This is a genomic window from Stenotrophomonas oahuensis, assembly GCF_031834595.1.
Classification (GTDB): domain Bacteria; phylum Pseudomonadota; class Gammaproteobacteria; order Xanthomonadales; family Xanthomonadaceae; genus Stenotrophomonas; species Stenotrophomonas oahuensis.
In genome coordinates this window covers 4,444,392-4,467,311 of record NZ_CP115541.1, presented here as the reverse complement: position 1 = coordinate 4,467,311, position 22,920 = coordinate 4,444,392, and the positions used below count along the sequence as shown (strand labels likewise).

The 22,920-nt window shown below is 65.9% G+C and carries 22 protein-coding genes; 11 read left to right on the top strand and 11 right to left on the bottom strand.

Annotated features, from left to right (window positions below; all coding sequences use genetic code 11):
- Positions 1 to 21 precede the first annotated feature (21 nt).
- Entirely contained in the window at positions 22 to 2,397 is a 2,376-nt protein-coding gene (locus PDM29_RS19950; RefSeq protein WP_311191759.1) for a GH92 family glycosyl hydrolase, read from the top strand.
- A 180-nt stretch (positions 2,398 to 2,577) separates the two neighbouring features.
- Positions 2,578 to 3,270 (top strand): hypothetical protein, encoded by a 693-nt coding sequence (locus PDM29_RS19945; protein WP_311191758.1) that lies wholly within the window; start codon positions 2,578 to 2,580, stop codon positions 3,268 to 3,270.
- Between the two features lie 187 nt (positions 3,271 to 3,457).
- On the opposite strand, the gene PDM29_RS19940 is transcribed toward PDM29_RS19945, so the two are convergent.
- Positions 3,458 to 4,003 carry a thioesterase family protein gene (locus PDM29_RS19940; protein ID WP_311191757.1) on the bottom strand — a complete coding sequence of 182 codons (546 nt, stop codon included), beginning with the start codon at positions 4,001 to 4,003 and terminating at the stop codon, positions 3,458 to 3,460.
- 71 nt (positions 4,004 to 4,074) lie between these two features.
- On the opposite strand from PDM29_RS19940, the gene PDM29_RS19935 reads away from it, so the two are divergent.
- On the top strand, positions 4,075 to 4,641 hold the full coding sequence (locus tag PDM29_RS19935) for a TetR/AcrR family transcriptional regulator (protein WP_311191756.1): 567 nt from the start codon (positions 4,075 to 4,077) through the stop codon (positions 4,639 to 4,641).
- Between the two features lie 196 nt (positions 4,642 to 4,837).
- On the top strand, positions 4,838 to 5,356 hold the full coding sequence (locus PDM29_RS19930) for a DUF6622 family protein (RefSeq protein WP_311191755.1): 519 nt from the start codon (positions 4,838 to 4,840) through the stop codon (positions 5,354 to 5,356).
- An 11-nt stretch (positions 5,357 to 5,367) separates the two neighbouring features.
- Here the strand turns inward: PDM29_RS19930 and PDM29_RS19925 are convergent, their stop codons facing one another.
- The gene (locus PDM29_RS19925) at positions 5,368 to 5,775 is read right to left on the bottom strand and encodes an EF-hand domain-containing protein (protein WP_311191754.1); all 408 of its coding nucleotides are present in this window, start codon (positions 5,773 to 5,775) and stop codon (positions 5,368 to 5,370) included.
- Positions 5,776 to 5,976: 201 nt separating this feature from the next.
- Positions 5,977 to 7,236: an IS256 family transposase gene (locus PDM29_RS19920; RefSeq protein ID WP_311190592.1), complete on the bottom strand. Its 1,260-nt coding sequence runs from the start codon at positions 7,234 to 7,236 to the stop codon at positions 5,977 to 5,979.
- Positions 7,237 to 7,795: 559 nt separating this feature from the next.
- Here PDM29_RS19920 and PDM29_RS19915 point away from each other — a divergent pair.
- From PDM29_RS19915 to PDM29_RS19900, 4 genes are all read left to right on the top strand, one after another.
- Positions 7,796 to 8,155, top strand: coding sequence for a hypothetical protein (locus PDM29_RS19915; RefSeq protein ID WP_311191753.1), 360 nt, complete (start codon positions 7,796 to 7,798; stop codon positions 8,153 to 8,155).
- Complete coding sequence (locus tag PDM29_RS19910; RefSeq protein WP_311191752.1) at positions 8,152 to 8,460, top strand: hypothetical protein; 309 nt, start codon at positions 8,152 to 8,154, stop codon at positions 8,458 to 8,460. Before PDM29_RS19915 ends, PDM29_RS19910 begins: the two co-directional genes overlap by 4 nt.
- Before the next feature lie 231 nt (positions 8,461 to 8,691).
- A complete protein-coding gene (locus tag PDM29_RS19905; protein ID WP_311191751.1) occupies positions 8,692 to 9,054 on the top strand; it encodes a HigA family addiction module antitoxin in 363 nt (120 codons plus the stop codon).
- Complete coding sequence (locus tag PDM29_RS19900) at positions 9,048 to 9,458, top strand: hypothetical protein (protein ID WP_311191750.1); 411 nt, start codon at positions 9,048 to 9,050, stop codon at positions 9,456 to 9,458. The genes PDM29_RS19905 and PDM29_RS19900 overlap by 7 nt, the downstream gene beginning before the upstream one ends.
- A 286-nt stretch (positions 9,459 to 9,744) precedes the next feature.
- On the opposite strand, the gene PDM29_RS19895 is transcribed toward PDM29_RS19900, so the two are convergent.
- The 5 genes from PDM29_RS19895 to hutI all read right to left on the bottom strand — a co-directional run bounded on the left by PDM29_RS19895 (position 9,745) and on the right by hutI (position 17,269).
- Positions 9,745 to 11,865, bottom strand: coding sequence for a TonB-dependent receptor family protein (locus PDM29_RS19895; RefSeq protein ID WP_311191749.1), 2,121 nt, complete (start codon positions 11,863 to 11,865; stop codon positions 9,745 to 9,747).
- A gap of 127 nt (positions 11,866 to 11,992) precedes the next feature.
- Positions 11,993 to 13,660, bottom strand: a complete 1,668-nt coding sequence (gene hutU, locus PDM29_RS19890) for a urocanate hydratase (protein WP_311191748.1) — start codon at positions 13,658 to 13,660, stop codon at positions 11,993 to 11,995.
- Positions 13,657 to 14,505, bottom strand: a complete 849-nt coding sequence (gene hutG, locus PDM29_RS19885; RefSeq protein WP_311191747.1) for an N-formylglutamate deformylase — start codon at positions 14,503 to 14,505, stop codon at positions 13,657 to 13,659. The genes hutU and hutG overlap by 4 nt, the downstream gene beginning before the upstream one ends.
- Positions 14,502 to 16,043: a histidine ammonia-lyase gene (hutH, locus tag PDM29_RS19880; RefSeq protein WP_311191746.1), complete on the bottom strand. Its 1,542-nt coding sequence runs from the start codon at positions 16,041 to 16,043 to the stop codon at positions 14,502 to 14,504. Before hutH ends, hutG begins: the two co-directional genes overlap by 4 nt.
- Positions 16,044 to 16,069: 26 nt before the next feature.
- A complete protein-coding gene (gene hutI / locus PDM29_RS19875) occupies positions 16,070 to 17,269 on the bottom strand; it encodes an imidazolonepropionase (protein ID WP_311191745.1) in 1,200 nt (399 codons plus the stop codon).
- A 63-nt stretch (positions 17,270 to 17,332) separates the two neighbouring features.
- Here hutI and PDM29_RS19870 point away from each other — a divergent pair, with 63 nt between their 5' ends.
- Together PDM29_RS19870 and hutC are read left to right on the top strand one after the other, a co-directional pair.
- Positions 17,333 to 18,715 carry a formimidoylglutamate deiminase gene (locus tag PDM29_RS19870; RefSeq protein WP_311191744.1) on the top strand — a complete coding sequence of 461 codons (1,383 nt, stop codon included), beginning with the start codon at positions 17,333 to 17,335 and terminating at the stop codon, positions 18,713 to 18,715.
- Between the two features lie 37 nt (positions 18,716 to 18,752).
- A complete protein-coding gene (gene hutC, locus PDM29_RS19865; protein ID WP_311191743.1) occupies positions 18,753 to 19,481 on the top strand; it encodes a histidine utilization transcriptional repressor HutC in 729 nt (242 codons plus the stop codon).
- Positions 19,482 to 19,645: 164 nt separating this feature from the next.
- On the opposite strand, the gene PDM29_RS19860 is transcribed toward hutC, so the two are convergent.
- The 3 genes from PDM29_RS19860 to PDM29_RS19850 form a co-directional block, all read right to left on the bottom strand.
- Positions 19,646 to 20,701: a restriction endonuclease gene (locus PDM29_RS19860; protein WP_311191742.1), complete on the bottom strand. Its 1,056-nt coding sequence runs from the start codon at positions 20,699 to 20,701 to the stop codon at positions 19,646 to 19,648.
- Between the two features lie 281 nt (positions 20,702 to 20,982).
- Entirely contained in the window at positions 20,983 to 21,474 is a 492-nt protein-coding gene (locus tag PDM29_RS19855; RefSeq protein ID WP_311191741.1) for a phasin family protein, read from the bottom strand.
- A 77-nt stretch (positions 21,475 to 21,551) separates the two neighbouring features.
- Positions 21,552 to 21,827 (bottom strand): polyhydroxyalkanoic acid system family protein, encoded by a 276-nt coding sequence (locus PDM29_RS19850; protein WP_311191740.1) that lies wholly within the window; start codon positions 21,825 to 21,827, stop codon positions 21,552 to 21,554.
- 116 nt (positions 21,828 to 21,943) lie between these two features.
- On the opposite strand from PDM29_RS19850, the gene PDM29_RS19845 reads away from it, so the two are divergent.
- The gene (locus PDM29_RS19845) at positions 21,944 to 22,741 is read left to right on the top strand and encodes an FHA domain-containing protein (RefSeq protein ID WP_311191739.1); all 798 of its coding nucleotides are present in this window, start codon (positions 21,944 to 21,946) and stop codon (positions 22,739 to 22,741) included.
- Positions 22,742 to 22,920 lie beyond the last annotated feature (179 nt).

Genomic DNA, 22,920 nt, shown 5'->3' with positions numbered 1-22,920 from the left:
TGACCCACAAGGGAGTCCGTAGTGCACCGTACGATGCTGGTTGCTGCTTCGCTGGTCCTCACCGCCACCCCCTGCACCCTGCAGGCCGCTGACCTCGCTGCCGAGGTCAATCCGTTCATCGGCACCACCAACGCGGGCAATGTGTACCCCGGCCCGCAGATGCCGTTCGGCATGGTCGCCTTCAGTCCTGAAATGACCCCGCTGCCCGGCAAGCGCTTTGCCATCGCCGCGCCCGGTGGCTACGAATGGCGCGGCAACGGCGTACGCGGCTTCAGCCTGACCCACGTCAACGGCACCGGCTGCACCGGGGCCAGCGGTGACGTCCCGATCATGCCGGTCACCACGGCAGTGGAGATGTCGCCCTCGTCGGTGCAGGCCGGCCTGCGCTACGCCAGTGGCCTGGATCACAAGCGTGAAACGGCCAGCCCTGGTGCGTATCAGCTCACCCTCGATAACGGGGTCACCGTCGCGCTGGGTGCAACCGATCGCACAGCGGTGGGCCAGTTCACCTTCCCGGCGGACAAGCCGGCCAACCTGCTGTTCCGCACCTCCGACAGCGAAGTGGGCAGCAGTGATTCCACCATCGTGATCGACCCGTCCACGCGCACCGTGCGCGGCACGGTGACCTCCGGCAACTTCTGCGGTTACCTCGCCGAAGACCGCCGCGAAAGCTATTACACGCTGCACTTCGTGGCCGAGTTCGATCAGCCGTTCGAAGTGGGTGGCACCTGGCGCGATGAAGACGTGCAGAAAGGTGCGCGCCAAGGCGGTGGCGGCACCACCTACGGTACCCAGGGCCATCCGCCGGTAGGGAAGGGGGCCGGTGGCTGGATCAGCTTCGATGCCAAGCGCAGCCCGGTGGTCACAGCGCGCATCGGCATTTCCTACGTGGACGAGGCCGGCGCGCGCGCCAATCTGCGCCGCGAAAGCCCGGTGGGCACCACGCTGGCCGCCACCCAGGCGGCCGCGCGTGCTGCCTGGAACCGCCAGCTGGGGCAGGTGAAGATCAGCGGCGGCACCCCGGACGAGCGCACCGTGTTCTACACCGCGCTGTACCACACGCTGCTGGCCCCGAATCTGTTCAGTGACGGCGACGGCCGCTATCGCGGCATCAACGGCAAGGTGCACACCCTGTCCAAAGGCCAGAAAGCGCAGTACGCCAACTACTCGGGCTGGGACGTGTACCGCTCGCAGTTGCAGCTGGTGACCCTGCTGCAGCCACAGGTGGGTTCGGACATCGCGCAGTCGCTGCTCAATCAGGCCGACCAGAATGGCGGCGTGTGGGATCGTTGGACGCACCTGACCGGCCCGACCGGGGTGATGAACGGCGATCCGTCGCCGCCGTCGGTGGCGGCCATCCATGCCTTCGGTGGGCGCACGTTCGATCTCGCCCGTGCCTACGCTTCGCTGAAAAAGGCCGCCACTGTTCCCACCGAGCGAGACCTCAGCCGGCGCGGCTGCCCGGTGCTGTGCGTGGGCCAGCGCCCGGGTCTCGACCAGTGGATGAAGCTCAAGTACATGCCGGTGGGCGCACCGGGCTGGGGCACCGCATCGGACACGCTGGAAATGGCCGCGGCTGATTTCGGTCTGGCCGAGCTGGCCACCGCTGCTGGCGATAAGGCGGGAGCGACGCTGTTCCGCGAACGCTCCGGCTGGTGGCGAAACCTGTACAACCCGAAGGCGACCGCGCAGGCCGGTTACATCCAGCCGCGCAACGCCGATGGCAGCTGGCCGAAGTTTGATCCGGCGTCCGATGAGGAGTTCGTTGAAGGCAGCGGCGCGCAGTATCTGTGGATGGTGCCGTTCGACCCGGCCGGATTGATTGCGGTGCTGGGCGGGCGCGAGGCAGCGATCCAGCGGCTCGATGCGTTCTTCCGCAAGGAAGATGGTAGCTGGGCGGTGACCAAGTCCGGCCCGCTGCACGCCGAGTTGGATAACGAACCCTCGATTGCCGCACCGTGGCTGTACAACTTCGTTGGCCAGCCGTGGAAGACCCAGGCCACCGTGCGCCAGGCGATGAAGCAGATCTGGACCAATGCGCCGGAAGGCATGCCGGGCAATGATGACCTTGGGCAGATGTCGTCGTGGTACGTGTGGTCGGCGCTGGGGCTGTACCCGGTGTACCCCGGCCGTGCGGATCTGGTGATTGGCAGCCCGCTGTTCCCGGAAGCGGTGATTGAGCGGCCGGGTGCGAAGATCACCATTACCGCCGAGGGGGCGGCGATGGATGCGCCGTTTGTGCAGGGGTTGAAGGTCAACGGCAAGGTCAGTGAGGAAAGCTGGCTGCCGGCGAGCTTCGTGCAGAAGGGTGGAAGCCTGGACTTCACTGTGGGCAGCGAGCACAACCCGCAGTGGGGTAGTGCAACCGTGCCGCCGTCGTACGGCCCCTCGCCGTAACGACCGTAGAGCCGGGCTTGCCCGGCTGCTTTTCGCGGGACAAATCGCGCCAACAGCAGCCGGGCAAGCCTGGCTCTACGCTGATGCGTCGGCAGACCCCCATGCATTGGATGCTGGTACTGTATGCCTCCAACAGGAGAGCACGGAATGCACAGAAGCAAAGGATGGCACTTGGGAAAGATGCTGCTGCTGGCGTTGTCTGGAATGGGAACGACAGCCTGCGCCAAGGAGCCGCCAGTCACGGTTCCGATGGTCCAAACGGTCGACGGCGTAACTTTGGCCGAGTGGACCGCCCGCTGGTGGCGCTGGGCAGACGACCAATGGGTGGCACCGTATCTCGATCCCGATGGCCGGTTCTGCCAGGTAGGCCAGTCAGGCCCGGTCTGGTTTTTGGCCGGCACCAACGGTCGATTCCAGCCGAAGCGGGAATGCGTGATTCCCGAAGGCAAGCACCTGCTGTTGCCGGTGATCAACATGATCAGCTACGGGGTTGATGAGAGCGCCACCTGCGCTTCGCTGCAGGACGGCGCAGCCGTCAACAACGACAACCTGCTCAGCGCGGTGGTCGTGCTGGACGGTAAGCTGCTGGACGATGTGAGCAAACGGCGGGTAAGCAGTGAGGGGTGTTTCCGCATGGATCCTGACGACGAGGACTCCACACTGGCAGCGGCAGACGGCTACTGGCTGCTGCTGAAGCCATTGCCGCGCGGACGTCACACCCTGAGTGTTGGTGCCAACTACGACACGCGCCAGGGCGGCGACTACAGCGGCATGCAGCAGACGTTCGAGTATGTGCTGTATGTGGGGGGCAAGGATTACATGGCGCTCAATGAGCAGGATGCATCTGCGGCCAAAGGCAGAAGCGCCCCATGATGTTGCATCACATCTCCCTGGGCGTGGGTGACCTTGAGAGTGTGGCGGGTTTGCCGGTCTGCTCTTCGCGCAATGCATGACCGTAGAGCCGGGCTTGCCCGGCTGCCGTTGGCGCGATCCTTCCGGCGAAGAGCAGCCGGGCAAGCCCGGCTCTACGGGCACATCCCATCCCGCGAAGAGCAGGCGGTCAATCCGCGTCATCCACCTTCAACGCCGCATCCGCCGCCAGCAACGCCTCCGCCGCCTTGCTCAACGGCGGCGACGGCACATCTTCCGCCCCAATCGCGGCCATCATCTGCGACATCCCCACAAACCGCCGATTACGCCGGTCGTAAATCCCGGTCACCAGCAGCGCACGCGTGGCGATTTTCTCCTCGCCCAGCAACACCCGCTGCTCCATGATCACCCGTGTGCCGACCCAGCCGGCCAACCGCGTTTCCAACGTAAACCGCTGGAACGGCTTGAGCTCGCGACGGAACTGGATGGTGCCGGCCCCCACAATCGGGGCCCACTTCTCGCGAAGGGCAACCCGGCCCAGGCCCATGCGCAGGATCAGGTCCAGCCGGCCCAGGTCGAAGATGTTCCAGTAACGCCCATTGGTCATATGCAGGTTGCTGTCCAGGTCATTGGGCAGCACCCGGAACTGCAGGCGCGACACCCCGAATGGGGCAGTCAGCTTCGGCCGGAACAGGCTCTGCATCATCAGAAGCAACAGGCGGAACCACAGATTCATACGTTCTATGACAGGTGTAATAGTCTGGCGTACGCTAATCTATGACACCCGTCTTAGCAAGGAGCCCCGGCATGTCTCCCCGTCATAGCGATGCACCGCAACGCGTGGTCAGCGCGGCCGAAGACATGCTGGCGCGGGTAGGGCTCAATGCCACCAGCATCCGCGAGGTGAGCAAGCTGGCTGACGCGCCGTTGGGTTCGACGTATCACCATTTCCCGGGAGGCAAGCAGGAACTGCTGGCCAAGGCCACGCGGCAGGCCGGTGACAAGGTGGATGCCTTGTTGGAGCGGGTGCTGCAGGTCGGTGCGGCGGACGGACTGCGGCAGTTCCTGGCGATGTGGCGCGAGCGTTTGCTGCGTGCGCAGTTCCAAGCCGGCTGCCCGGTGCTGGCGGCGTCGGTGGAGGAGCCGGTGGATGCGGTGGCGCATGAAGTGCGCGATGCCGCCGCCGAGGTGTTTGCGCGTTGGGAAGCGCGGCTGGGCGAGGCGCTGGAGAGAGCAGGGCACGCACCGGCGCAGGCCGCAACGTTGGCAACGCTGATCATTGCAAGCGTGGAAGGCGCGGTTGCGATGTGCCGCGCCACGCAGAGCATCGAACCGTTCGACAGGGTCAGTGCCCAGCTGCTGGAGTTGGTGTAACCAACGCGGGTGCTTGCATCCACCCACCCCCCAGACCTACGATCCAGTTTCGGCCCGCCGCCGGGGAGGTGGCGTGGCGACATGACGGCCCTCGCGCCATGCGTTCGACGCAGCATTTCGTATCCGACGGTACGCGGGGGCGTGCTGTCAGCCCCCCGTTGTGTTTCGTTCTTTCTTACCGAAGGAGTTCGACCGCATGCATACGATCCAACAGTTCGCGTCCCACACCCCGATCTGGGTCTGGGCAATCCTGGCCTTCCTGCTCTGGCGCGGCATCGACGCGCTGAAACCCTCGAAAACCTCGCTGGCCCGGCTGGCCGTAGTGCCGGCCATTTTCACCGTATGGGGCCTGTGGAGCCTGCATCACCGCTACGGTGCCAGCATCGAAGCCTGGGGCGTGTGGCTGCTGGGCATCGCCATCGGTGCCGGCATTGGCTGGCTGCTGGTTCGCCGCCAGAGCATCAGCTTCGACGCCATCGATGGCCACCTGCACCGCACCGCTGATTACTCGCTGCTGCCGCTGCTGATCCTGACCTTCATCGTCAAGTACGCCTTCGAAGCCGCGCTGGCCACAGCTCCGGCGCTGGCCGACGACACCGTGTTCCGCATTGCCCACCTGGTGGTGTCCGGTGGCTTCACCGGTGTGTTCATCGGCAAGTTCCTGCACTACCTGCGCGTGGCATCGCTCAGCCGTCAGCAGGCGATTCCGACGTGAAGCTCTGAGCCTCAGCGCGGACGCCAGAACCCGGACTGCAGTTCGGACAGGGTGAGGACTTCGTCGTGGTCGGTATCCAGTGACTGGAAGCGCATCTCCACCACGCGACGTACCTCTTCATCGCTCAGCTCACCGTCGCCGTTGAAGTCCGCCACGCGGATCCGATCGGCGGCGGTGAGCTGACCGTCGCGGTCCGGTCCGAGGAATGCCTGCACTTCCTCTACCGAGACCCGATTGTTGTTGTCGGCATCCAGCGCCTGGAACAGGGTGGTGCCGTCGTACTCGTCCTTGCTGACCTCGCCATCGGCGTTGCGGTCCAGGGTGGCGAAGCGTTCGGCAGCGGTAGTGGCCATCTGTTGTGCGTAGGCCGGGGAAAGCAGGATCAGGCAACCGCACACGCAGGGAAGCAGCGTCTTCATGGGGCACCCCGTTCGCTGGAAGAGAGTGCGTAGTGTCCGACGGTTGGGGGCGCGGGGCACCCGTAGTTTTACTGGGCGGGCGATTTGGGGGGCTGGGATTGCTTGCTGCTTTGGTGGGATCGGTCGACAGACGATCGCCGTGGAGAGTGTCCGTATTTTTGTGTTCGGGCGACGTGGGCTGCCCTGTGACAGCCCGGCTTCTTAGTACGGGCTCCGGATAAATCGGTCCCCGTAAAGTACGGCAAATTGGTTCATCGCGTTCTTCCAGCCGTGGCTGGTGCCTCCCCAGTTGGCCGTGATGTTGCGCAGCCCCAGCCAGATCAGCTTGATCGCCGCCTCGTCAGTTGGAAAATGCCCTCGGGTTTTGATGACCTTCCGCAGCTGCGCATTAACGCTCTCGATGGCGTTGGTGGTGTAGATGACACGACGGATCTCAGGTGGAAACGCGAAGAAGGGTATGACGCGGTCCCATGACCGTCGCCATGCCTGGGGCGCCGAGGGGTAGCGTTTGCCCAGCGGCGAGGCCTCCAGCGCTTCCAGGGCCTGTTCGGCGGACTCTGCATTGATGGCCTGGTAGATGGGCTTCAGCTCGGCTGCGAGAGCCCTTCGATCCTTCCAGCCGGCGTAGTCCAAGCTGTTGCGGATGAGATGCACGATGCAGGTCTGGAGAGTGGTCGCTGGGTAGACCGCCGCCAGCGCCTCGGGCATGCCTTTAAGGCCATCGGTCACCGCTATCAGTACGTCCTCCACGCCGCGCGTCTTGAGGTCGTTGAAGACCTTCATCCAGAACTTGGCCCCTTCTGTGTTCTCGATCCAGATGCCCAGGATGTCGCGACTTCCATCAGGTAGAACGCCTAATGCCAGATAGATCGCTTTGTTGCGCACTACGCCCTCGTCACGCACCTTGACGCGCAGGGCATCAAAGAACACCACCGGATACATCAGCTCCAGCGGACGCGTCTGCCACGCCGAAATCTCTTCCAGAACCTCGTCGGTCACCGAGCTGATGAAGTCCGCCGACACGTCTGTTCCATACTGTTCAGACAGAAACGCGCGGATGTCGCGGACGCTCATTCCGCGCGCGTACATCGCGACGATCTTGTCGTCAAAACCAGTGAAACGCCGCTCGTGCTTGGGAATCAGGATGGGCTGGAAGCTGCCATCCCGGTCCCGGGGAACGTCCAGTCGCAGGGGGCCATCCTCAGTCAGAACGGTTTTGCTGGACGTTCCATTTCGCTGATTGCCGGTCGATTCCGGTCGCTCGCTTCCGGGTGGGTACCCCAGGTGATGGCCCAGCTCGCCCTTCAGTGCCCGCTCAATCAAGGCCTTTTTCAGGGCTGTGGTGATGTCCAGGATCTCGCCCGCGGTCGTCGCTCCGTTGGCAAGCTGCTCAACGAGCTCGGCAGGCAGGGTAGGCAGCTGACGGGCAGCGGCCTTGGCGGTCATTTTCTTGGGTGGCATACATGATCCTTTTCAACATGTTATGCCCGAACACAAAATTCCTGACAGTCCCTCGCCGTGAAATGGCCAACACTCTTTAACGCATGAACGCCTGATCGAAGCACGCCCCTTCCCACGCACCCGTGACGCACACGGCACGAACGCGCAGCGTCACACGCAACGAAACGCGCACGCACATCACACAATCAAAGATCCACCACCGCGCATCACCTGCATCACCGCCGAACACTGTGCCTTACTGCCACACGCGTTTCGAAATGACACCGCGCCAAATGCGTCGCACCATTTGATCGTGCGCGCGAAACACGACACCATCCTTTCGCAATTGCCTGTTTTTTTCGGTGATTGTTTCCTGCAGGGTAGGCCCCGGAGCGTAGAATCTCCGAGAACAAAGAACATGTTGTCCTGCGTTGGAATGTACGTCCTGCGTCGGGAGGGTGGCTAATAAAACACCCCTGAGAAGGGGGAATATGCCCGCCGTTCTTCTTTTGTTCTCGCGGTTCTAACCTCCCGACCCCTCGCCATTCCGGCAGGGGTCGCACTCTGCAGGAGGTTTGCCATGCAACCGCAACGGTTGGTCACACCCGAAGACGAGTTCAACAACGCAGCACCCGCGCATCGATGCGCGATATGTGGTGGCACGCCACCCACACCACCGCCGCCGCCTTACGACGATGACCTCGGTGGGGTCGAGTACATGATGATGCGCGGCCGCTGGCTGCGTTACATGGGACTGGGCAAGGGCACCTGGTTCAAGGTGGAGTTTGATGGCGAACGCATCATCTCCACGCCGGTGTATCCGCCCGGCTTCCGCATGCTACACATTCCGACCGAAGTGCTGCGCGAGGTGCATTACACGCAGGTGCGCGAGTATCGCCATCATCCACAGCCACGCCGCCGGCGGAGGGCACGCCGATGAGGAAGCCGGTCTGGGTTAGGGCGAAGGTGGAGGATGACCTCCGTTGCCGGTTCAAGGGCGTGGTGATGCGGGAGCATTACGCACCCGCGGAAGCCATCCGGATGTTCATGGAGCGCGTGGTGGAGCTGGGCGAGAATCCGAATGCGGTGGATCTCACGCTGTGGAGTAACGCGTTTCGGGAGGCGTCTGATGATGTGGCGTATGAGTTGGGGATTGGTCAGCCGGAGCCGGCGTATGGCGAAGAGGATGAAGTGCAGCGAGCGCGAAGGGAAGGCTGGGCCAGCCCGGGGTTTGGGCGTGATTGAGCGTTTCGTTGCACCTCACACCGGAGTTTTGCACCGCACCGGAAACCCGCCGGTAGGGTCGCTCGACAGACGACCGCCGATAACGGTGATTGGCGCGGTAGGGCATGACCTGGAACGGAGAAGCGCATCCCCGTTCGATGGTCATGCGTTACAGCAGCGATGGTTGTTATCGGCGGTCGTCTGTCGACCGACGCTACCTCCAACCCACCGCCCGCGTTTGCAGAGAACACTATGAGCTCCACACCATCCAGCGAACCAACGCCGCCGCTACATCCTGGGGAAATCCTGCGCGACGACTTCATGCGGCCGCGCCGCCTCTCCAATCGTGCATTGGCCTGCGCCATCCACGTATCCAGCACGCGCATCGCGGGGATTACCCGGGGTGCAACCGCCATCACCGCCGACACGGCCCACCGGCTGGGCTGCTACTTCAACACCTCACCGTGGTTCTGGATGAACCTGCAGACGCGCTTTGATCTGGAGAAGGCGGAGCTGCAAGTGCCGCATCCGAAGGAACGCATCGTGCCGCTACCGGTCAGTGTGGATCCAACAGGATTGGAAGTGCAGGACGGCAGCGAGTGGGGCCTATGGTGAAGTCGTACATCCGACGTCTGCTGCCCGGTTACCCCAAGCCTCCTGCGCTACCCCAGAAGCGCAGCACACTTCCACCAATTCCCCGCAGCCTGCGTACGCAGTTAAAGGATTACCCGGAGCACCTCGAACGCCTGCAGTTGGCCTTGCATGGCGTTACCGTTGCGCGAACCACGCGTCGGCCGCGCATCGAAATGGCGGTGTGGGCGATTGATGACCGCCTGTCCCGGTTCCTCGCAGAGGCGCAGCACGAGCTGGATGCTGCCCGCTGCAGTGGTGACCCGGAGCGGCTGGCGCGGGCGAAGAGAGACGAGGCGGTGATGTTCGAGGTGAACCGGAAGAATGCGTGGATGGGCGATGAGGTGTTTGCCGAATGGTTCCGGGTGGAGGTGGGGCCGGAAGCGTAGGGCGGCATCGTGGGGTCACGCCCCCGTATTGCACCGTTCGCATGGCACCGTTCGGATTGCCCCGTTGGGACTGCAACGTTCGGATTGCAGCGGTAGGGTCGCACGACAGTCGACCGCCGATAACGATGATTGGCACGGTGGGGCATGACCCCGAACGGAGAAGCGCCTCCCGTTCAAAGGTCATGCGTTAAAGCAGAAATGGTTGTTATCGGCGGTCGCCTATCGACCGACCCCACCAAAGCAGGCCCATGAAGTCATCCACATACCCGGGTGTGCCACCAAGTGGTCAATCAAACCGCCAACGCACCCCGGCATACACGCTCCGCCCCTCACCCGGCGTCGAACGCGCCACATCGCGCCCGGCGTCGTCATACCCCGGCGTCACCGTCGCCGCATAGTGGCGGTCGCCGATATTGCGCATCTCCGCCCACAACTGCCAGCGCCCACTCGGTGCATCAAAGCCCACGCGTGTGCCAAACACCGCGCGGCTGTCCGCCCAGAAGCTGTTGGCGTAATCCACCGCCATCTTCGACGCCGCATCGGTATTCACCGCCGCATACCAGCCGGTCGGGTGGTCATAACGCAGCTCAGCCTGATATGCATGGCGCGGCAACCCAGGCAAACGGTTGGACCCGAACCGCACATCATCGCGGTAGCGGAAATCATTGAACGTATACGCCTGACGCAGCCCAAGGCGACCGCCCGGGCCTTCCCACAGCGTGCTGTCCAACCCGGCCTCGATGCCGCGATGCACGGTCGGGCTGGCGTTGTTCTCGGCCAAGAACAGGTTCGGCACCGGCAGCACTTCCACGGTCAGCAGTTCATGCCGCACATGTGCGTAATAGCCGGTCAGCTCCCAGTGCCCCAGTGAACTGTCGCCACGCGCACCGAGCTCCAGCGTGGTGGCGGTCTGATTGTCCAGTTCCACCGGCGCACGCTGGCGTCCCGTGGAAGCACCGTTGCCCGCCGGGAAGTACAGGTTCGAGCCCCAGATCATCGACCACGGGTGCGCCGGTTCCACCGAACGGCTCAGGTTGCCGAACCACTGCGTTGCCGGGGTCTGCTGCCAGGTGAAGCCCACACGCGGGGCGTAATCCCACTGGCTGTCATGCAGGCGCTCAGGCGTATACGGCCAGGTCACCTGCACATCACGACGCGTGTTGATCAGCGCCAGCCCGGTCTGCAGGCGCAAACGGTCGTTGAGGCTGAGTTCGTTGCTGGCGTGCACGGTGGTATCCGTGCCGTGGTGCGAGAAATCGCGCGTATGGGTGCCAGCGGCATAGCCGTTGTTGGCATAGCGCAGCGTCTCGCGCACATCCGCATCCAGATCGTGGGTCACGCGCAGGCCCACGGTGGTGACGCTGTCATGGCCGAACAGCGCACGACGGCGACGGTAGTCCAGCGTGGCGTTGAGGTTGCTGTAATCCAGCTGCTGCCGGTACAGGCTCTCGTTCAAGTCCATCGGGTACTTGTGGTACACCAGCCCGGCCTGCAGCGACGAATCCGCATCGATCTGCCAGGTGGTCATGTTTCCCAGCCAGGTGCTGCCCGGCTGCGGGCGACGTGCGTCGATGGCGAGGTTGGCCGGGTTCGCTGCGCGCGGATCGTGACGAATCTGCTCGCGGGTGAGGCGTCCGGGCGTCTCGTGGTTGGTTTCGCGATACCGCACGAAGAAGCGCGTTTCCAACTGTGGGGTGATCTGCCAGCCGAGGTTGGCCATCGCGCCCTTGCCGTCGCCGGCCGAGTGGTACTGGTAGCCGTCGTACTCGCTGTCGGTGTAGGCCAGGTAGTAATCCAGGTCACCGCTGACGCCGCCATAGCCGACGCTGCGCTTCTGGTAACCCCGGCTGCCGGCTTCGTACTGCACTTCCAGCCCGGCCGAATCGCGCCCGCTGCGGCTGACGTAGTTGATCGCGCCGCCGAGCGCCAGCGCGCCGCGTTCGATGCCATTGGCACCGCGCAGCACTTCGGCGCGGCTCAGCCACAGCGGCTCCAGCAGTTCGTAGGGGGTGCCCCCTGGGCCGGTCAGCGGCAGTCCATCCAGTGACACGGAGATGCCGGAAGCATGTGCGCCCGGGCCACGGTTGATGCCGGAGCCGCGGATCGAGACCTTGGTGCCTTCGTTGCCCGGCGACTGCGCGCTGATGCCCGGCTGGTAGGCCAGCACGTCGGCGCTGCTGGCCAGGCGGCCATTGGCGCGGGACAGATCGACCACATTGCCGGCACCCGGGACGCGCTTGAGTGCGGCGCGGGCCTGTTCGACGTCACTGGCGGCGGTGACCTTCACCGCATCGAGGGTAGTCGGCGCATCGGCCGGGGCGGCCAGGGCGGGGTGGGTCAGGGTGGCGGCAACGGCCAGGGCCAGCAGGGACAGGGTGGGGCGGTGCAGCGAACGGTAAGAGGGCATGCGTCTGACATCAAGGCGGAACGGGGCCGCGGATGGCAGAAAGTGCTGTCAACCGCGATGAGGTCGCGCAAGTTAACAGGTTGCGCCCGCGCCGTCACCCGGCGCGGGCGTATGGGCAATTACCGGATCAACCCAGAATCCCGGGCAGGTCCAGCTTCTTTTCCTTCGCGCACTCGATGGCAATCTCATACCCCGCATCCGCATGCCGCATCACGCCGGTGGCCGGGTCGTTCCACAGCACCCGCGCGATCCGCTTGGCGGCCGCTTCCGTGCCGTCGCAGACAATCACCATGCCGGCGTGCTGCGAGAAGCCCATGCCGACCCCGCCCCCATGGTGCAGCGACACCCAGGTGGCACCGCTGGCGGTGTTGAGCAGGGCGTTGAGCAGCGGCCAGTCGGACACAGCGTCAGAGCCGTCGGCCATGGCCTCGGTCTCGCGGTTCGGCGAAGCGACGCTGCCGCTGTCCAGATGGTCGCGGCCGATCACCACCGGGGCTTTCAGCTCACCATTGGCCACCATCTCGTTGAAGGCCAGGCCCAGCCGGTCGCGGTCGCCGAGGCCGACCCAGCAGATGCGCGCGGGCAGGCCCTGGAACTTGATCTTCTCGGCGGCCATGTCCAGCCAGCGGTGCAGGTGCGGGTTGTCCGGAATCAGTTCCTTGACCTTCGCGTCGGTCTTGGCGATGTCTTCCGGGTCGCCGCTGAGCGCGGCCCAGCGGAACGGGCCGATGCCGCGGCAGAACAGCGGGCGGATATACGCCGGCACGAAGCCGGGGAAGTCGAACGCGTTGGCCACGCCTTCTTCCAGCGCCATCTGGCGCAGGTTGTTGCCGTAGTCCACGGTAGGCACGCCCAGCGCATGGAAGCCGAGCATGGCGCGGATGTGGTTGGCCATCGACGCGCGCGCGGCTTTTTCCACTTCCTTGGGTGCGCTCACCCGCTTGGCATCCCATTCCTCCACGGTCCAACCCTGCGGCAGGTAGCCGTTCACCGGGTCGTGTGCGGAGGTCTGGTCGGTCAGCAGGTCCGGCTTGACGCCACGCGCCAGCAGTTCGGCCAGCACGTCGGCGACATTGCCGACCAGACCGACCGACAGCGGCTTCTTGGCCGCGCACGATTCCTCGATCAGGCGTAATGCTTCGTCCAGGTTGTCGGTCCAGGTATCCAGGTAACCGGTGCGCAGACGCATGTCGATGCTGCTCTGGCGGCATTCCACAGCAAGGCACGACGCGCCTGCCATCACCGCCGCCAGCGGCTGTGCGCCGCCCATGCCGCCCAGGCCGCCGGTGAACAGCCACTTGCCGGCCAGGTCGCCGCCGAAGTGCTGGCGGCCCATTTCCACGAAGGTTTCGTAGGTGCCCTGCACGATGCCCTGCGCGCCGATGTAGATCCAGCTGCCCGCGGTCATCTGGCCGTACATGGCCAGGCCCTTCTTATCGAGCTCGTTGAAGTGGTCCCAGTTGGCCCAGCGCGGCACCAGGTTGGAATTGGCGATCAGCACGCGAGGCGCATCGGCATGGGTGCGGAACACGCCGACCGGCTTGCCCGACTGCACCAGCAGGGTCTGGTCGTCGTCCAGCCGCTTCAGGGTTTCGACGATGGCATCGAAGCTGGCCCAGTCGCGTGCGGCGCGGCCGATGCCGCCGTACACCACCAGCTCCTGCGGGCGCTCGGCCACGTCCGGGTGCAGGTTGTTCATCAGCATGCGCAGCGGCGCTTCGGTCAGCCAGCTCTTGGCGCTGAGGGTGGTGCCGGTGGGGGCGATGATGGTGCGGGTGGAATCGTGACGGCTCATGCAGCACTCCGGGCGTTCGCGAATTCAAGGCAGGCGTTGAGCACCTGCTGCAGCGTGTGGCGCAGCGGTGCGGCGTGGTCGGGGTCGAGCGGGGTGGGCCAGCTGTGCACGTCCACGTCGGTGGGTTCGTGCATGTAGCCGCGGCAGGCCAGCTCCATCTGCAGGCTGTGCACGCCGGCCGGAATGTCGCTGTAGTGGCGGGTGATCCAGCCGCCCTTGAAGCGGCCGTTGCGCACGTGCGGCATGCCGCTGAACGCACAGATGTTTTCCACCACGTCGGCCAGCGCGTTGTCGCAGCTGGTATCAACCGCACCGGACGGGCCGGCGGTGCCGAGGTTGAACTGCGGCAGCTCGCCGTCGAACAGATGCGGAATATGCGAGCGGATCGAGTGCGCGTCGTACACCACCACGGTGCCATGCAGCGCGCGCAGGCGCGAGATCTCACCGGCCAGCGCGGCGTGGTACGGATCGAAATACTGCGCACGGCGCTGCGCGATTTCCCCGGCGTCCGGTTCCTGCCCGTCGCGGTACAGCGACTGGTTGTCGAACGTGGTCAGCGGGCACAGGCCGGTGGTGTTCTGGCCCGGGTACAGCGATGCCCCGCTGGGATCGCGATTGAGGTCGATCACCGAGCGCGAGATCGCCGAGCGAACCGTGGTGGCACCCATCGCCCGGGCGAAGTCGTACAGCTCATGCACCCACCAGTCGGCGTCACGGCGTGCCAGCCACGGCGACCAGAAGCGATCGGCCAGCGCGTCCGGCACGTCGGTGCCGGTATGCGGGAAGCTGACGATCAGCGGTGCATCGCCGCGATGCACCTGCAGCCAGTCCGGATGCCCGGTCATGCCAGCGGCTCCACGGCGGGCAGCAGCTCGCCCAGCCCCTCGGCCAGTGCGCCGCTGCGCACCAGTTCGGTGGCGGCCAGCATGTCGGGGTGGAAGTAGCGGTCGTCCTGCAGCGTGGGCACCTGCGCGCGCAGGCGCTGGCGCACGGCTTCGAGGGCGTCGCTGGAGCGCAGCGGGGCGTGGAAGTCGCAGCCCTGCGCGGCGGCCAGCAGTTCAATGCCGACGACATTCGCCGCGTTTTCGGCCATGGCCAGCAGACGGCGCGCGCCATGCGCGGCCATCGAGACATGGTCTTCCTGGTTGGCCGAGGTGGGAATGGAATCCACGCTGGCCGGGTAGGCGCGCTGCTTGTTTTCCGACACCAGTGCAGCGGCGGTGACCTGCGGAATCATGAAGCCGGAGTTGAGCCCGGGCTTCGGGGTGAGGAAGGCCGGCAGGCCGGACAGCGCCGGGTCCACCAGCATCGCGGTGCGGCGCTCGCTGATCGAGCCGATCTCGCACACTGCCATGGCCAGCATGTCGGCGGCGAAGGCCACCGGCTCGGCGTGGAAGTTGCCGCCGGACAGTGCTTCGTTGGTGTCGGTGAACACCAGCGGGTTGTCCGACACGCCGTTGGCTTCAATAGTCAGTGTGGTCGCAGCCTGACGCATCACGTCGAAAGCGGCACCCATCACCTGCGGCTGGCAGCGCAGGCAGTACGGGTCCTGCACGCGCACGTCGTTGTCGCGGTGCGATTCGCGGATGGCCGAGCCCTGCATTAGCGCGCGCAGCGCGGCGGCGGTGGCGATCTGCCCGCGCTGACCGCGGATCTGATGGATGCGCGGATCGAACGGCGTGTCCGAACCCTTGGCCGCTTCCACCGAGAGCGCACCGGCGACCAGCGCCGCATGGAACACCGTACTGATCTCGAACAGGCCAGCCAGCGCGTACGCGGTGGAGTACTGGGTGCCATTGAGCAGGGCCAGGCCTTCCTTCGCGCCCAGCACCAGCGGCTGCAGGTTCAAGCGGGCGAGGGCGTCGGCAGCCGGCAGGCGTTCGCCACCGACAAACGCTTCGCCCACACCGATCATCACGCTGGCCAGATGCGAAAGCGGAGCCAGGTCGCCGGACGCACCGACCGAACCCTGGCACGGAATCAGCGGCACGATGTCGTGCTGCAGGAAGGCTTCCAGCAGCGCCAGCGTTTCCGGACGGATGCCGGACGCGCCCTGGGCGAGGCTGGTCAGCTTCAGTGCCATCATCAGCCGCACCACCGGGGCCGGCATCGGCTCACCGACGCCCGCGGCGTGCGACAGCACGATATTGCGCTGCAGAGTGGCCAGGTCATCGCGTTCGATGCGCACGCTGGCCAGCTTGCCGAAGCCCGTATTGATGCCATACACCGGCTCGCCCTTGGCGACGATGTCGGCCACGGTCTGCGCGCTGCGCGCGACCGCCTCGGCACTGGCCGGGTCCAGGCGCACCTGCGCGCCGGCGTAGATGGCGCGCCACTGTTCCAGCGTGACGTGGCCCGGGGAAAGGGTCAGGGTGTTGCTCATGGAATCTCCAGACATCACAGCGTTGCTCAGACAGGTTCACCGCGCATGACGCGCGCGTGCAGGGGATTGAAACCGATGCGGTACACCAGGTCGGCCGGAGCCTGGATGTCCCACACCGCCAGATTGCAGTCCATGCCGACCGCCAGCCGACCGATACGGTCGGCGCGGCCCAGCGCGCGCGCGGCTTCGCGGGTGAAGCCGGCGATGCATTCGTCGACAGTCATGCGGAACAGGGTGGCGGCCATGTTCATTGCCAGCAGCGGGCTGGTCAGCGGCGAGGTGCCGGGATTGCTGTCGGTGGCCAGTGCCAGCGGCACGCCGGCGGCGCGCAGCGCGTCCAGCGGGGGCAGGGTGGTGTCGCGGGTGAAGTAGAACGCACCGGGCAGCAACACGGCCACGGTGCCGGCGGTGCGCATGGCGGCAATGCCGTCGTCGTCGAGGTGTTCGATATGATCCGCCGACAGCGCGCCGTAGCGAGCGGCCAGCGCCGCGCCGTGCTGGTTGCTGAGCTGTTCGGCGTGGATCTTCACTGCCAGCCCGTGCTGGCGCGCGGCCACGAACACCTGCTCGGCCTGGGCGGGACTGAAGGCGATGTTCTCGCAGAAGACGTCCACCGCTTCGGCCAGCTGCTGCGCGGCCATGGCGGGGATCATTACCGTGCAGACCTCGTCGATGTACTCCTGCGCATCACGACCGGGCGGCACCGCGTGCGCGCCGAGGAAGGTGGGCACCACCTCCACCGCACGCGTTTCAGCCAGCTGCCGCGCCACGCGCAGCTGCTTGGTTTCGTCTTCCAGGGTCAGCCCATAACCGGACTTGATCTCGATCGTGGTCAGGCCCTCGGCCAGCATCGCGTCGAGCCGTGGCAGGCTTTGCGCCAGCAGTTCGGCATCGCTGGCGGCGCGGGTGGCGCGCACGGTGGAGACAATGCCACCGCCGGCGCGGGCGATGTCGGCATAGCTCACCCCCTGCAGGCGCTGCTCGAACTCGCCGGCACGGTTACCGGCGTAGACCAGGTGGGTGTGGCAATCGATCAGCCCGGGACTGATCCAGCGACCGCCGGCGTCGATGCGGCGGGCAGGCTGCAGATGGGCGTCGGTGCCGGCCGCGCCCACGTGCACGATGCGGCCCTGGTGGGCGGCAATCACCCCGTTTTCGATGATGCCCAGGCCGGAGCCTTCCAGCGTCATCAGGTTGGCGTGGGTCCAAACGGTGTCACAGTGCACGGCAGCCACCACATCAGCTCATATGTCTATACAATATAGGCGACGCTTCCGGGATGTCCAGTGATGCCTGAAACCACCGCTTCCACCGTCGCCTTCCATGCCGAGCATGCGCTGCTGCCGCAGGGCTGGGCCCGCGATGTGCGCATTGTCGGCCACGGCAACACCTTGCAGGAGGTCACGCCCGGGGTGCCGGCGCAGGACGGCGATATCGCCCTGTCCATCGCGCTGCCCGGGCTGGGCAACCTGCACAGCCACGCCTTCCAGCGTGGCATGGCTGGCCTGACCGAGATCGGTGGGCGCAGCGGCGACAGCTTCTGGAGCTGGCGCGAGCTGATGTACCGCTTCCTGGCGCACCTGCAGCCGGAGGCGGTGCAGGCCATTGCCGAACAGGCTTATGTGGAAATGCTGGAATCGGGCTTCACCCGCGTCGGCGAGTTCCACTATCTGCACCACGCCGCCGACGGCGCGCCGTATGCGAATCGTGCCGAGATGGCCGCGCGCGTGGCGGCGGCGGCGCAGGGCAGTGGCATCGGCCTGACCCTGCTGCCGGTGTTCTACGCGCATGCCGATTTTGGCGGTGCGCCGCCGAATCCGGCGCAGCGCCGGTTGATCCATGACGTGGACGGTTTTGCCGACCTGCTGGCCGGCTGCCGGCAGGCCCTGCGCGGGCAGGACGATGCGGTGCTGGGCATCGCCCCGCACAGCCTGCGTGCGGTGACGGGTGAGGAGCTGGCCGCACTGCTGCCGCTCAACACCGGCCCGGTGCATATCCACATTGCCGAGCAGACCCGCGAAGTGGACGCCTGCGTGGCCTGGAGCGGCCTGCGCCCGGTGCGCTGGCTGTACGAACATGCGCCGGTCGATGCGCGCTGGTGCCTGGTGCACGCCACCCATGTGGATGCCGACGAAGTGCAGCGCATGCTGGCCAGCCAGGCGGTGGTGGGCTTGTGCCCGATCACCGAGGCCAACCTGGGCGACGGGCTGTTCCCGATGCCGGCGTTCGCGCAGGGCGGCGGGCGCTTCGGGGTCGGCTCGGATTCCAATGTGTTGATCGACGCGGCGGAAGAGCTGCGTCTGCTGGAATATGGTCAGCGTCTGCAACTGCGCGGTCGTAATGTGCTGGCCCCGCAGGAGGGCGTTTCCAGTGGCCGCTGGTTGTTCCAGCAGGCGCTGCAGGGCGCGGCGCAGGCACTGGGCGTCGGCCATGGTCTGCAGGCAGGTGCGCCGGCCGATGTGGTCGAACTGGACCCGCAGCATCCGGCGCTGATCGCGCGCGAGGGCGACGCCTGGCTTGACAGCTGGGTGTTCGCCGCACGTAATGGAGCGGTGCGCTCGGTGTGGCGTGGCGGCCGGCAATGGGTCCGGCAGGGGCGTCATCTGCACCGTGACGTGGTGGCTGCACGCTTTGCGTCCGCGCTGCAGGGCGTGCTGAAGGCCGCACATTGAACACCCGCCCCGTGACTCGATTGATCAGGATTTCCGCGTGACGGGCAAGAAAGCACCCACTCTCAACCAGCGTATCCGTGAGGATCTGGAAGGCCGCATCCTCAGTGGGCAGTGGCAGCCGGGTTTCCGCATTCCGTACGAACACGAGTTGATGGAGCAGTACGGCTGCTCGCGCATGACGGTGAACAAGGTGCTGACCGCCTTGGCCGAAAGCGGCATGATCGAGCGTCGCCGCCGCGCCGGATCATTCGTGGCGCGGCAGCCGCCGCATCTTGAGCAGGTGGCGCTGGAAATTCCCGACATCGCCATGGCGGTCGGCGCGCGTGGGCATACCTACGGGTACCAGTTGCTGGACCGGGCGCATCGCCGCGCGGACCCGGGCAACGAAGACGAGATGGCGTTATCCGGCGGACGCATGCTGTTGGCGATCCGCTGCCTGCACTTGGCCGACGGCCAGCCGTTCGCACTGGAGCACCGGTTGATCAATCCTGAGGGGGTGCCGGAAGCGCTGCAGGTGGATTTCGCGGTGATGGCACCCGGCAGCTGGCTGCTGCAGAACGTGTCGTGGACGCGGGCGCAGCATCGCATCAGTGCGTGGGGGGCGGATGCCCCGGCGGCCGCGTTGCTGAAAGTAAAGGCCGGCACGGCGTGCCTGGTGATCGACCGCCATACCTGGCGCGGCGAACTGCCGATTACCCGGGTCAAGCAGATGTTTCTGGGCGATGCGTGGGATCTGGTGGCGCGGTTTGCGCCTGGGGCGCGTTGACGATCGGGCGGTGCGTCCGGATAACCCGGGATTTACGTAGAGCCGGGCTTGCCCGGCTGCTCTTGGCGCGCGAACGGCAGCGGGGCAAGCCCCGCTCTACGTAACCGCGCGATTCAACGTAATGGCGGGCCGGCGTAGTGCCGGGCCACGCCCGGCAACGACCATCACGACGTGGCGCACTGCCTCCACCGCACCGGCTCTTCCGTACCCGGGCGCGGGTTGAGCTGTACGCGCACCGTGCGCAGCGCGGGATAGCGCTTCACTTCCGTACAGATCAGCGGCCACACCGCATCAATCTCCTCACTGCGGTTCACCGCCAGGGTCTGGCTGGTCTGCCAGAACGCGCTCAGCACGCCGGTCTGCTTGCCTACGTTCTGCGCCAGCTCTCGTCGGTACTGGGCCAGGGTGGCCGCATCCGGGTCACCGTCGGTGCCGAGGATGCTGCCGGGCGCGGGGGGGCCAGGAGGCTGGGCCGCAGGTGCCGGGGTCGCGGCGGCTGCCGTAGGCGGAGCCGAAGCGGGCGCTGCAGTGACCGGGGAGGCGGCAGGGGCGGTGGCGGCCGGCGCTGCAGCCGCAGGCGCGCTCGCCTGCGTCGGAGCCGGAGCCGCCGGGGTCTTGTCCACGCGCGTGGTCAGGTAGCTCATCCCCACCAGCAGCCCGAGCGTCAGCGACCCCAGCGCGGCAATGGAAATGCGCCGCACGGCCTCACGCCGCGCCGCCTTCTTCACCGCCGACTCCATGTCGCCGGGCAGGTAGGGAATCAGCATCGGCCACAGCAGCTGGCCGTCCAGCACCTCGACGCCCTGCTTTTCAGCCGCGGCACGGCCGTCACGCTGGACCTGGCCTTCAGTGATCAGGATGCCGCCCTTGGCCCCGGCCAGACGTGCGGCGGTGCCCAGCTCGTTCACCGCCGCCGGGCCGATCCGATAAGCCAGCCCATGCTTGCAGGCCAGCAGCCAGCGCTTGTGCTGCGGGTCTTCCATCAGGAAGTCGCTGCGCGGCTCGCGGTGGTCTTCGTCTTCGTCGTGCACGTCGACCAGGCCGCGCTGTTCGCGCATGGCCCGTTTGACGATTTCGGAAAAGTCCCGCCAATGCATGCCCGCCAAGGCGTTCAGCCCGAGCTTGACCTCCTTGCGGCGGCGTTTGACCAGCCAGAAGTAGGCGGTCGCCAGGGACCAGACGACGAGGGCCAACAGCAGAGCCAGAATCCAGGAGAACATGAGGTGCTAGAGAATGAACACGGAGTGCGTCGGGACAGTGTATATGCGCCCGCATCTGTCTGCGTGGTGTCGTTTTCAGTTTTTTTTGACCGGCTTCGGCACTCCGGGTGACGAATGTCTCACTTTGTGCCGCGCTTTTCGGCAGGCAACAAAAACCCGCCAATCCGGAGCCGAGAGGGGAGGGAACAATCGGCAAGCACTGGGATTGGCGGGTCGAGTTCGATTGTCAACAAACTTCTGCTGCTTTGCAACAATTCAATCCGTCGGCGTACGGTTGCCGCTCAGGCACCGCCCGGCGACTGATGCGAACCCGGGGCCGGATCGTCACTGGGCGAGGCCGCACGGGCTTCGGCCCGGTTCAGGCGGGCGTTGAGCGCGTCGATCCGCGCATTCAAGGCCGCCACGTCTTCGCCGGTGGGAATGTGCAGGCGCTTGAGCACGCCCTGGACGCGGTCATCGAAGGCCTTCTCGACCTTGTCCCAGGTGCCGGCGGCCTTCTCGCGGGCCTCGCCAAGCTGCTCTTCCACATTGTCACGCCAGCGCGGGGCATCGCCGTTGCGCTCGCGGTTGCGGGCGTCGATGGCTTCGCCTTCCTTGACCAGGTTGTCGAAGAAGCGGCTGCCCTCTGCCTGCGCGCGACCGAACGCGCCCAAGCCAGCCAGCCAGACCTGCTGGGCCGAGTCGCTCAGCTTGCGCGAGAAGCGCTCGGCCTGGTCCTGCAGCGAAGGCTTTTCATCGGTGCTGCGGTCATCGAAGTCGTCGTGTGAGGTCATGGGGCGATTCCTGTGAGTGGCCACCCCTTGATCCTAGCCAGCCCCACCGTTGAATGGCGTGACGGCGCTGCGCTGGTTCAGCCCAGCTTTTCCTTCAGCACGCTCTTGATCTGGTCTTCCACCATGCCTTTCATCATCGAGACCGGGAAGCTCAGCTCAGCCACTACATTGACCGCGCCCGGCACCAGCTTGATCGCGCCGTCCACGCCGGAGCCGTTGAGGCTCAGGACGTCGCCGGCCCAGCTGCTGCGCACCTGGAACTTCTCGGTCAGCTTGGCGGCCATGGCGTCGATGGCCTGACGGGCGGCATCGCCGCTGAGGCTGTGGGCATGAGTGATATCGATCCTGGACATGTGTGCTCCTGGCAGGTGGCGGGGAAGGGTCTGCATTGTGCGCAGGGTCAGCCATCCCGCCAAGAGGCGCGTCACACTTCTTCTTCCCGGACAGGCAACCTGATAGGCTGCGCCGCGTGCAGAACCTGCTAGTTCACTTCACCCAACGCCAACACCCCGACCAGCCACTGCGGCCCGGGGTGCAACGGATCGTGCGCCACGCTTCCGGCAGTGTCCGGCTCGGCGGCGAGGCGGTCGGCACGCTGTTGCTGGCCCAGTTCTGCCTGGATGACCGCGGCCTGTGGCTGCAGGTGGCCAACGGCATGCGCGGCATTCACGTCAACGGGCGGCCGGTGCGGCGCATGGCACTGCTGCGTCCGGGTGACGCGGTCTACGCCGACGGCGTGGAGATGCTGATCCAGGGGCCGTGCGAGGCCTTGCAGCATGCGCCGGCGCGCAGCGACGAACAGGGCGAGGATCCGCGCCTGCTGCGCGGCGTCGGCGGCCAGCATCATGGCCGCAGCTTCACCCTGGACCGCCCACGGGTGATCGGGCGCGGTGCGGAGTCGGACATCCTGATTGATGATCCGGCCTTTGCCGAGCAGCACGCCCGGCTGGAGCGGCATGGTGAGCGCCTGCTGCTGCGCGACCTGGGCTCCGGCGAATCGACCCGGGTCAATGGCGTCAGCGTCCGCCACTGCTGGCTGCAACCTGGCGACCAGCTGGTGTTCGACACCCAGCACCGCTTCGTGCTGGAAGTGCCGCACGACAGCAGCAAGCGGGTGGTGAGCGAGGAAGAGGACGACCTGGAGCCGGTGGCTGCGGTAGAAGCACCTGCGGTGCCGCGCCGGGTGAGTCGCTGGCCGTGGTTGCTGGGCAGTGCGTTGTTGTTGGGCGGGGTGATCAGCCTCTTGCTGTTGTTTGGCGCGCGGTGACGCCGTGACGACCAACGGTCGTCACCTACCGGCATTTCCGAATGCACCGGATGTTCCGGCCACCGCTCCGAATGCACCGGACGTTCCGGCCACCGGTAGCGCACGACCGTTGGTCGTGCGGCGCGGGGCGCGCGATAGATTCAAACGCAACCAATTTCGCCTTGTGCGGCAAGGCCTAA

Bases quoted from the DNA above. Each gene is read 5' to 3' on its own strand.
- PDM29_RS19945 (WP_311191758.1), top strand. From the start codon at position 2,578: ATGCTGCTGCTGGCGTTGTCTGGAATGGGAACGACAGCCTGCGCCAAG.
- PDM29_RS19940 (WP_311191757.1), bottom strand. From the start codon at position 4,003: ATGAATCTGTGGTTCCGCCTGTTGCTTCTGATGATGCAGAGCCTGTTC.
- PDM29_RS19935 (WP_311191756.1), top strand. From the start codon at position 4,075: ATGTCTCCCCGTCATAGCGATGCACCGCAACGCGTGGTCAGCGCGGCC.
- PDM29_RS19930 (WP_311191755.1), top strand. From the start codon at position 4,838: ATGCATACGATCCAACAGTTCGCGTCCCACACCCCGATCTGGGTCTGG.
- PDM29_RS19925 (WP_311191754.1), bottom strand. From the start codon at position 5,775: ATGAAGACGCTGCTTCCCTGCGTGTGCGGTTGCCTGATCCTGCTTTCC.
- PDM29_RS19920 (WP_311190592.1), bottom strand. From the start codon at position 7,236: ATGCCACCCAAGAAAATGACCGCCAAGGCCGCTGCCCGTCAGCTGCCT.
- PDM29_RS19915 (WP_311191753.1), top strand. From the start codon at position 7,796: ATGCAACCGCAACGGTTGGTCACACCCGAAGACGAGTTCAACAACGCA.
- PDM29_RS19910 (WP_311191752.1), top strand. From the start codon at position 8,152: ATGAGGAAGCCGGTCTGGGTTAGGGCGAAGGTGGAGGATGACCTCCGT.
- PDM29_RS19905 (WP_311191751.1), top strand. From the start codon at position 8,692: ATGAGCTCCACACCATCCAGCGAACCAACGCCGCCGCTACATCCTGGG.
- PDM29_RS19900 (WP_311191750.1), top strand. From the start codon at position 9,048: ATGGTGAAGTCGTACATCCGACGTCTGCTGCCCGGTTACCCCAAGCCT.
- PDM29_RS19895 (WP_311191749.1), bottom strand. From the start codon at position 11,865: ATGCCCTCTTACCGTTCGCTGCACCGCCCCACCCTGTCCCTGCTGGCC.
- hutU (WP_311191748.1), bottom strand. From the start codon at position 13,660: ATGAGCCGTCACGATTCCACCCGCACCATCATCGCCCCCACCGGCACC.
- hutG (WP_311191747.1), bottom strand. From the start codon at position 14,505: ATGACCGGGCATCCGGACTGGCTGCAGGTGCATCGCGGCGATGCACCG.
- hutH (WP_311191746.1), bottom strand. From the start codon at position 16,043: ATGAGCAACACCCTGACCCTTTCCCCGGGCCACGTCACGCTGGAACAG.
- PDM29_RS19870 (WP_311191744.1), top strand. From the start codon at position 17,333: ATGCCTGAAACCACCGCTTCCACCGTCGCCTTCCATGCCGAGCATGCG.
- PDM29_RS19860 (WP_311191742.1), bottom strand. From the start codon at position 20,701: ATGTTCTCCTGGATTCTGGCTCTGCTGTTGGCCCTCGTCGTCTGGTCC.
- PDM29_RS19855 (WP_311191741.1), bottom strand. From the start codon at position 21,474: ATGACCTCACACGACGACTTCGATGACCGCAGCACCGATGAAAAGCCT.
- PDM29_RS19850 (WP_311191740.1), bottom strand. From the start codon at position 21,827: ATGTCCAGGATCGATATCACTCATGCCCACAGCCTCAGCGGCGATGCC.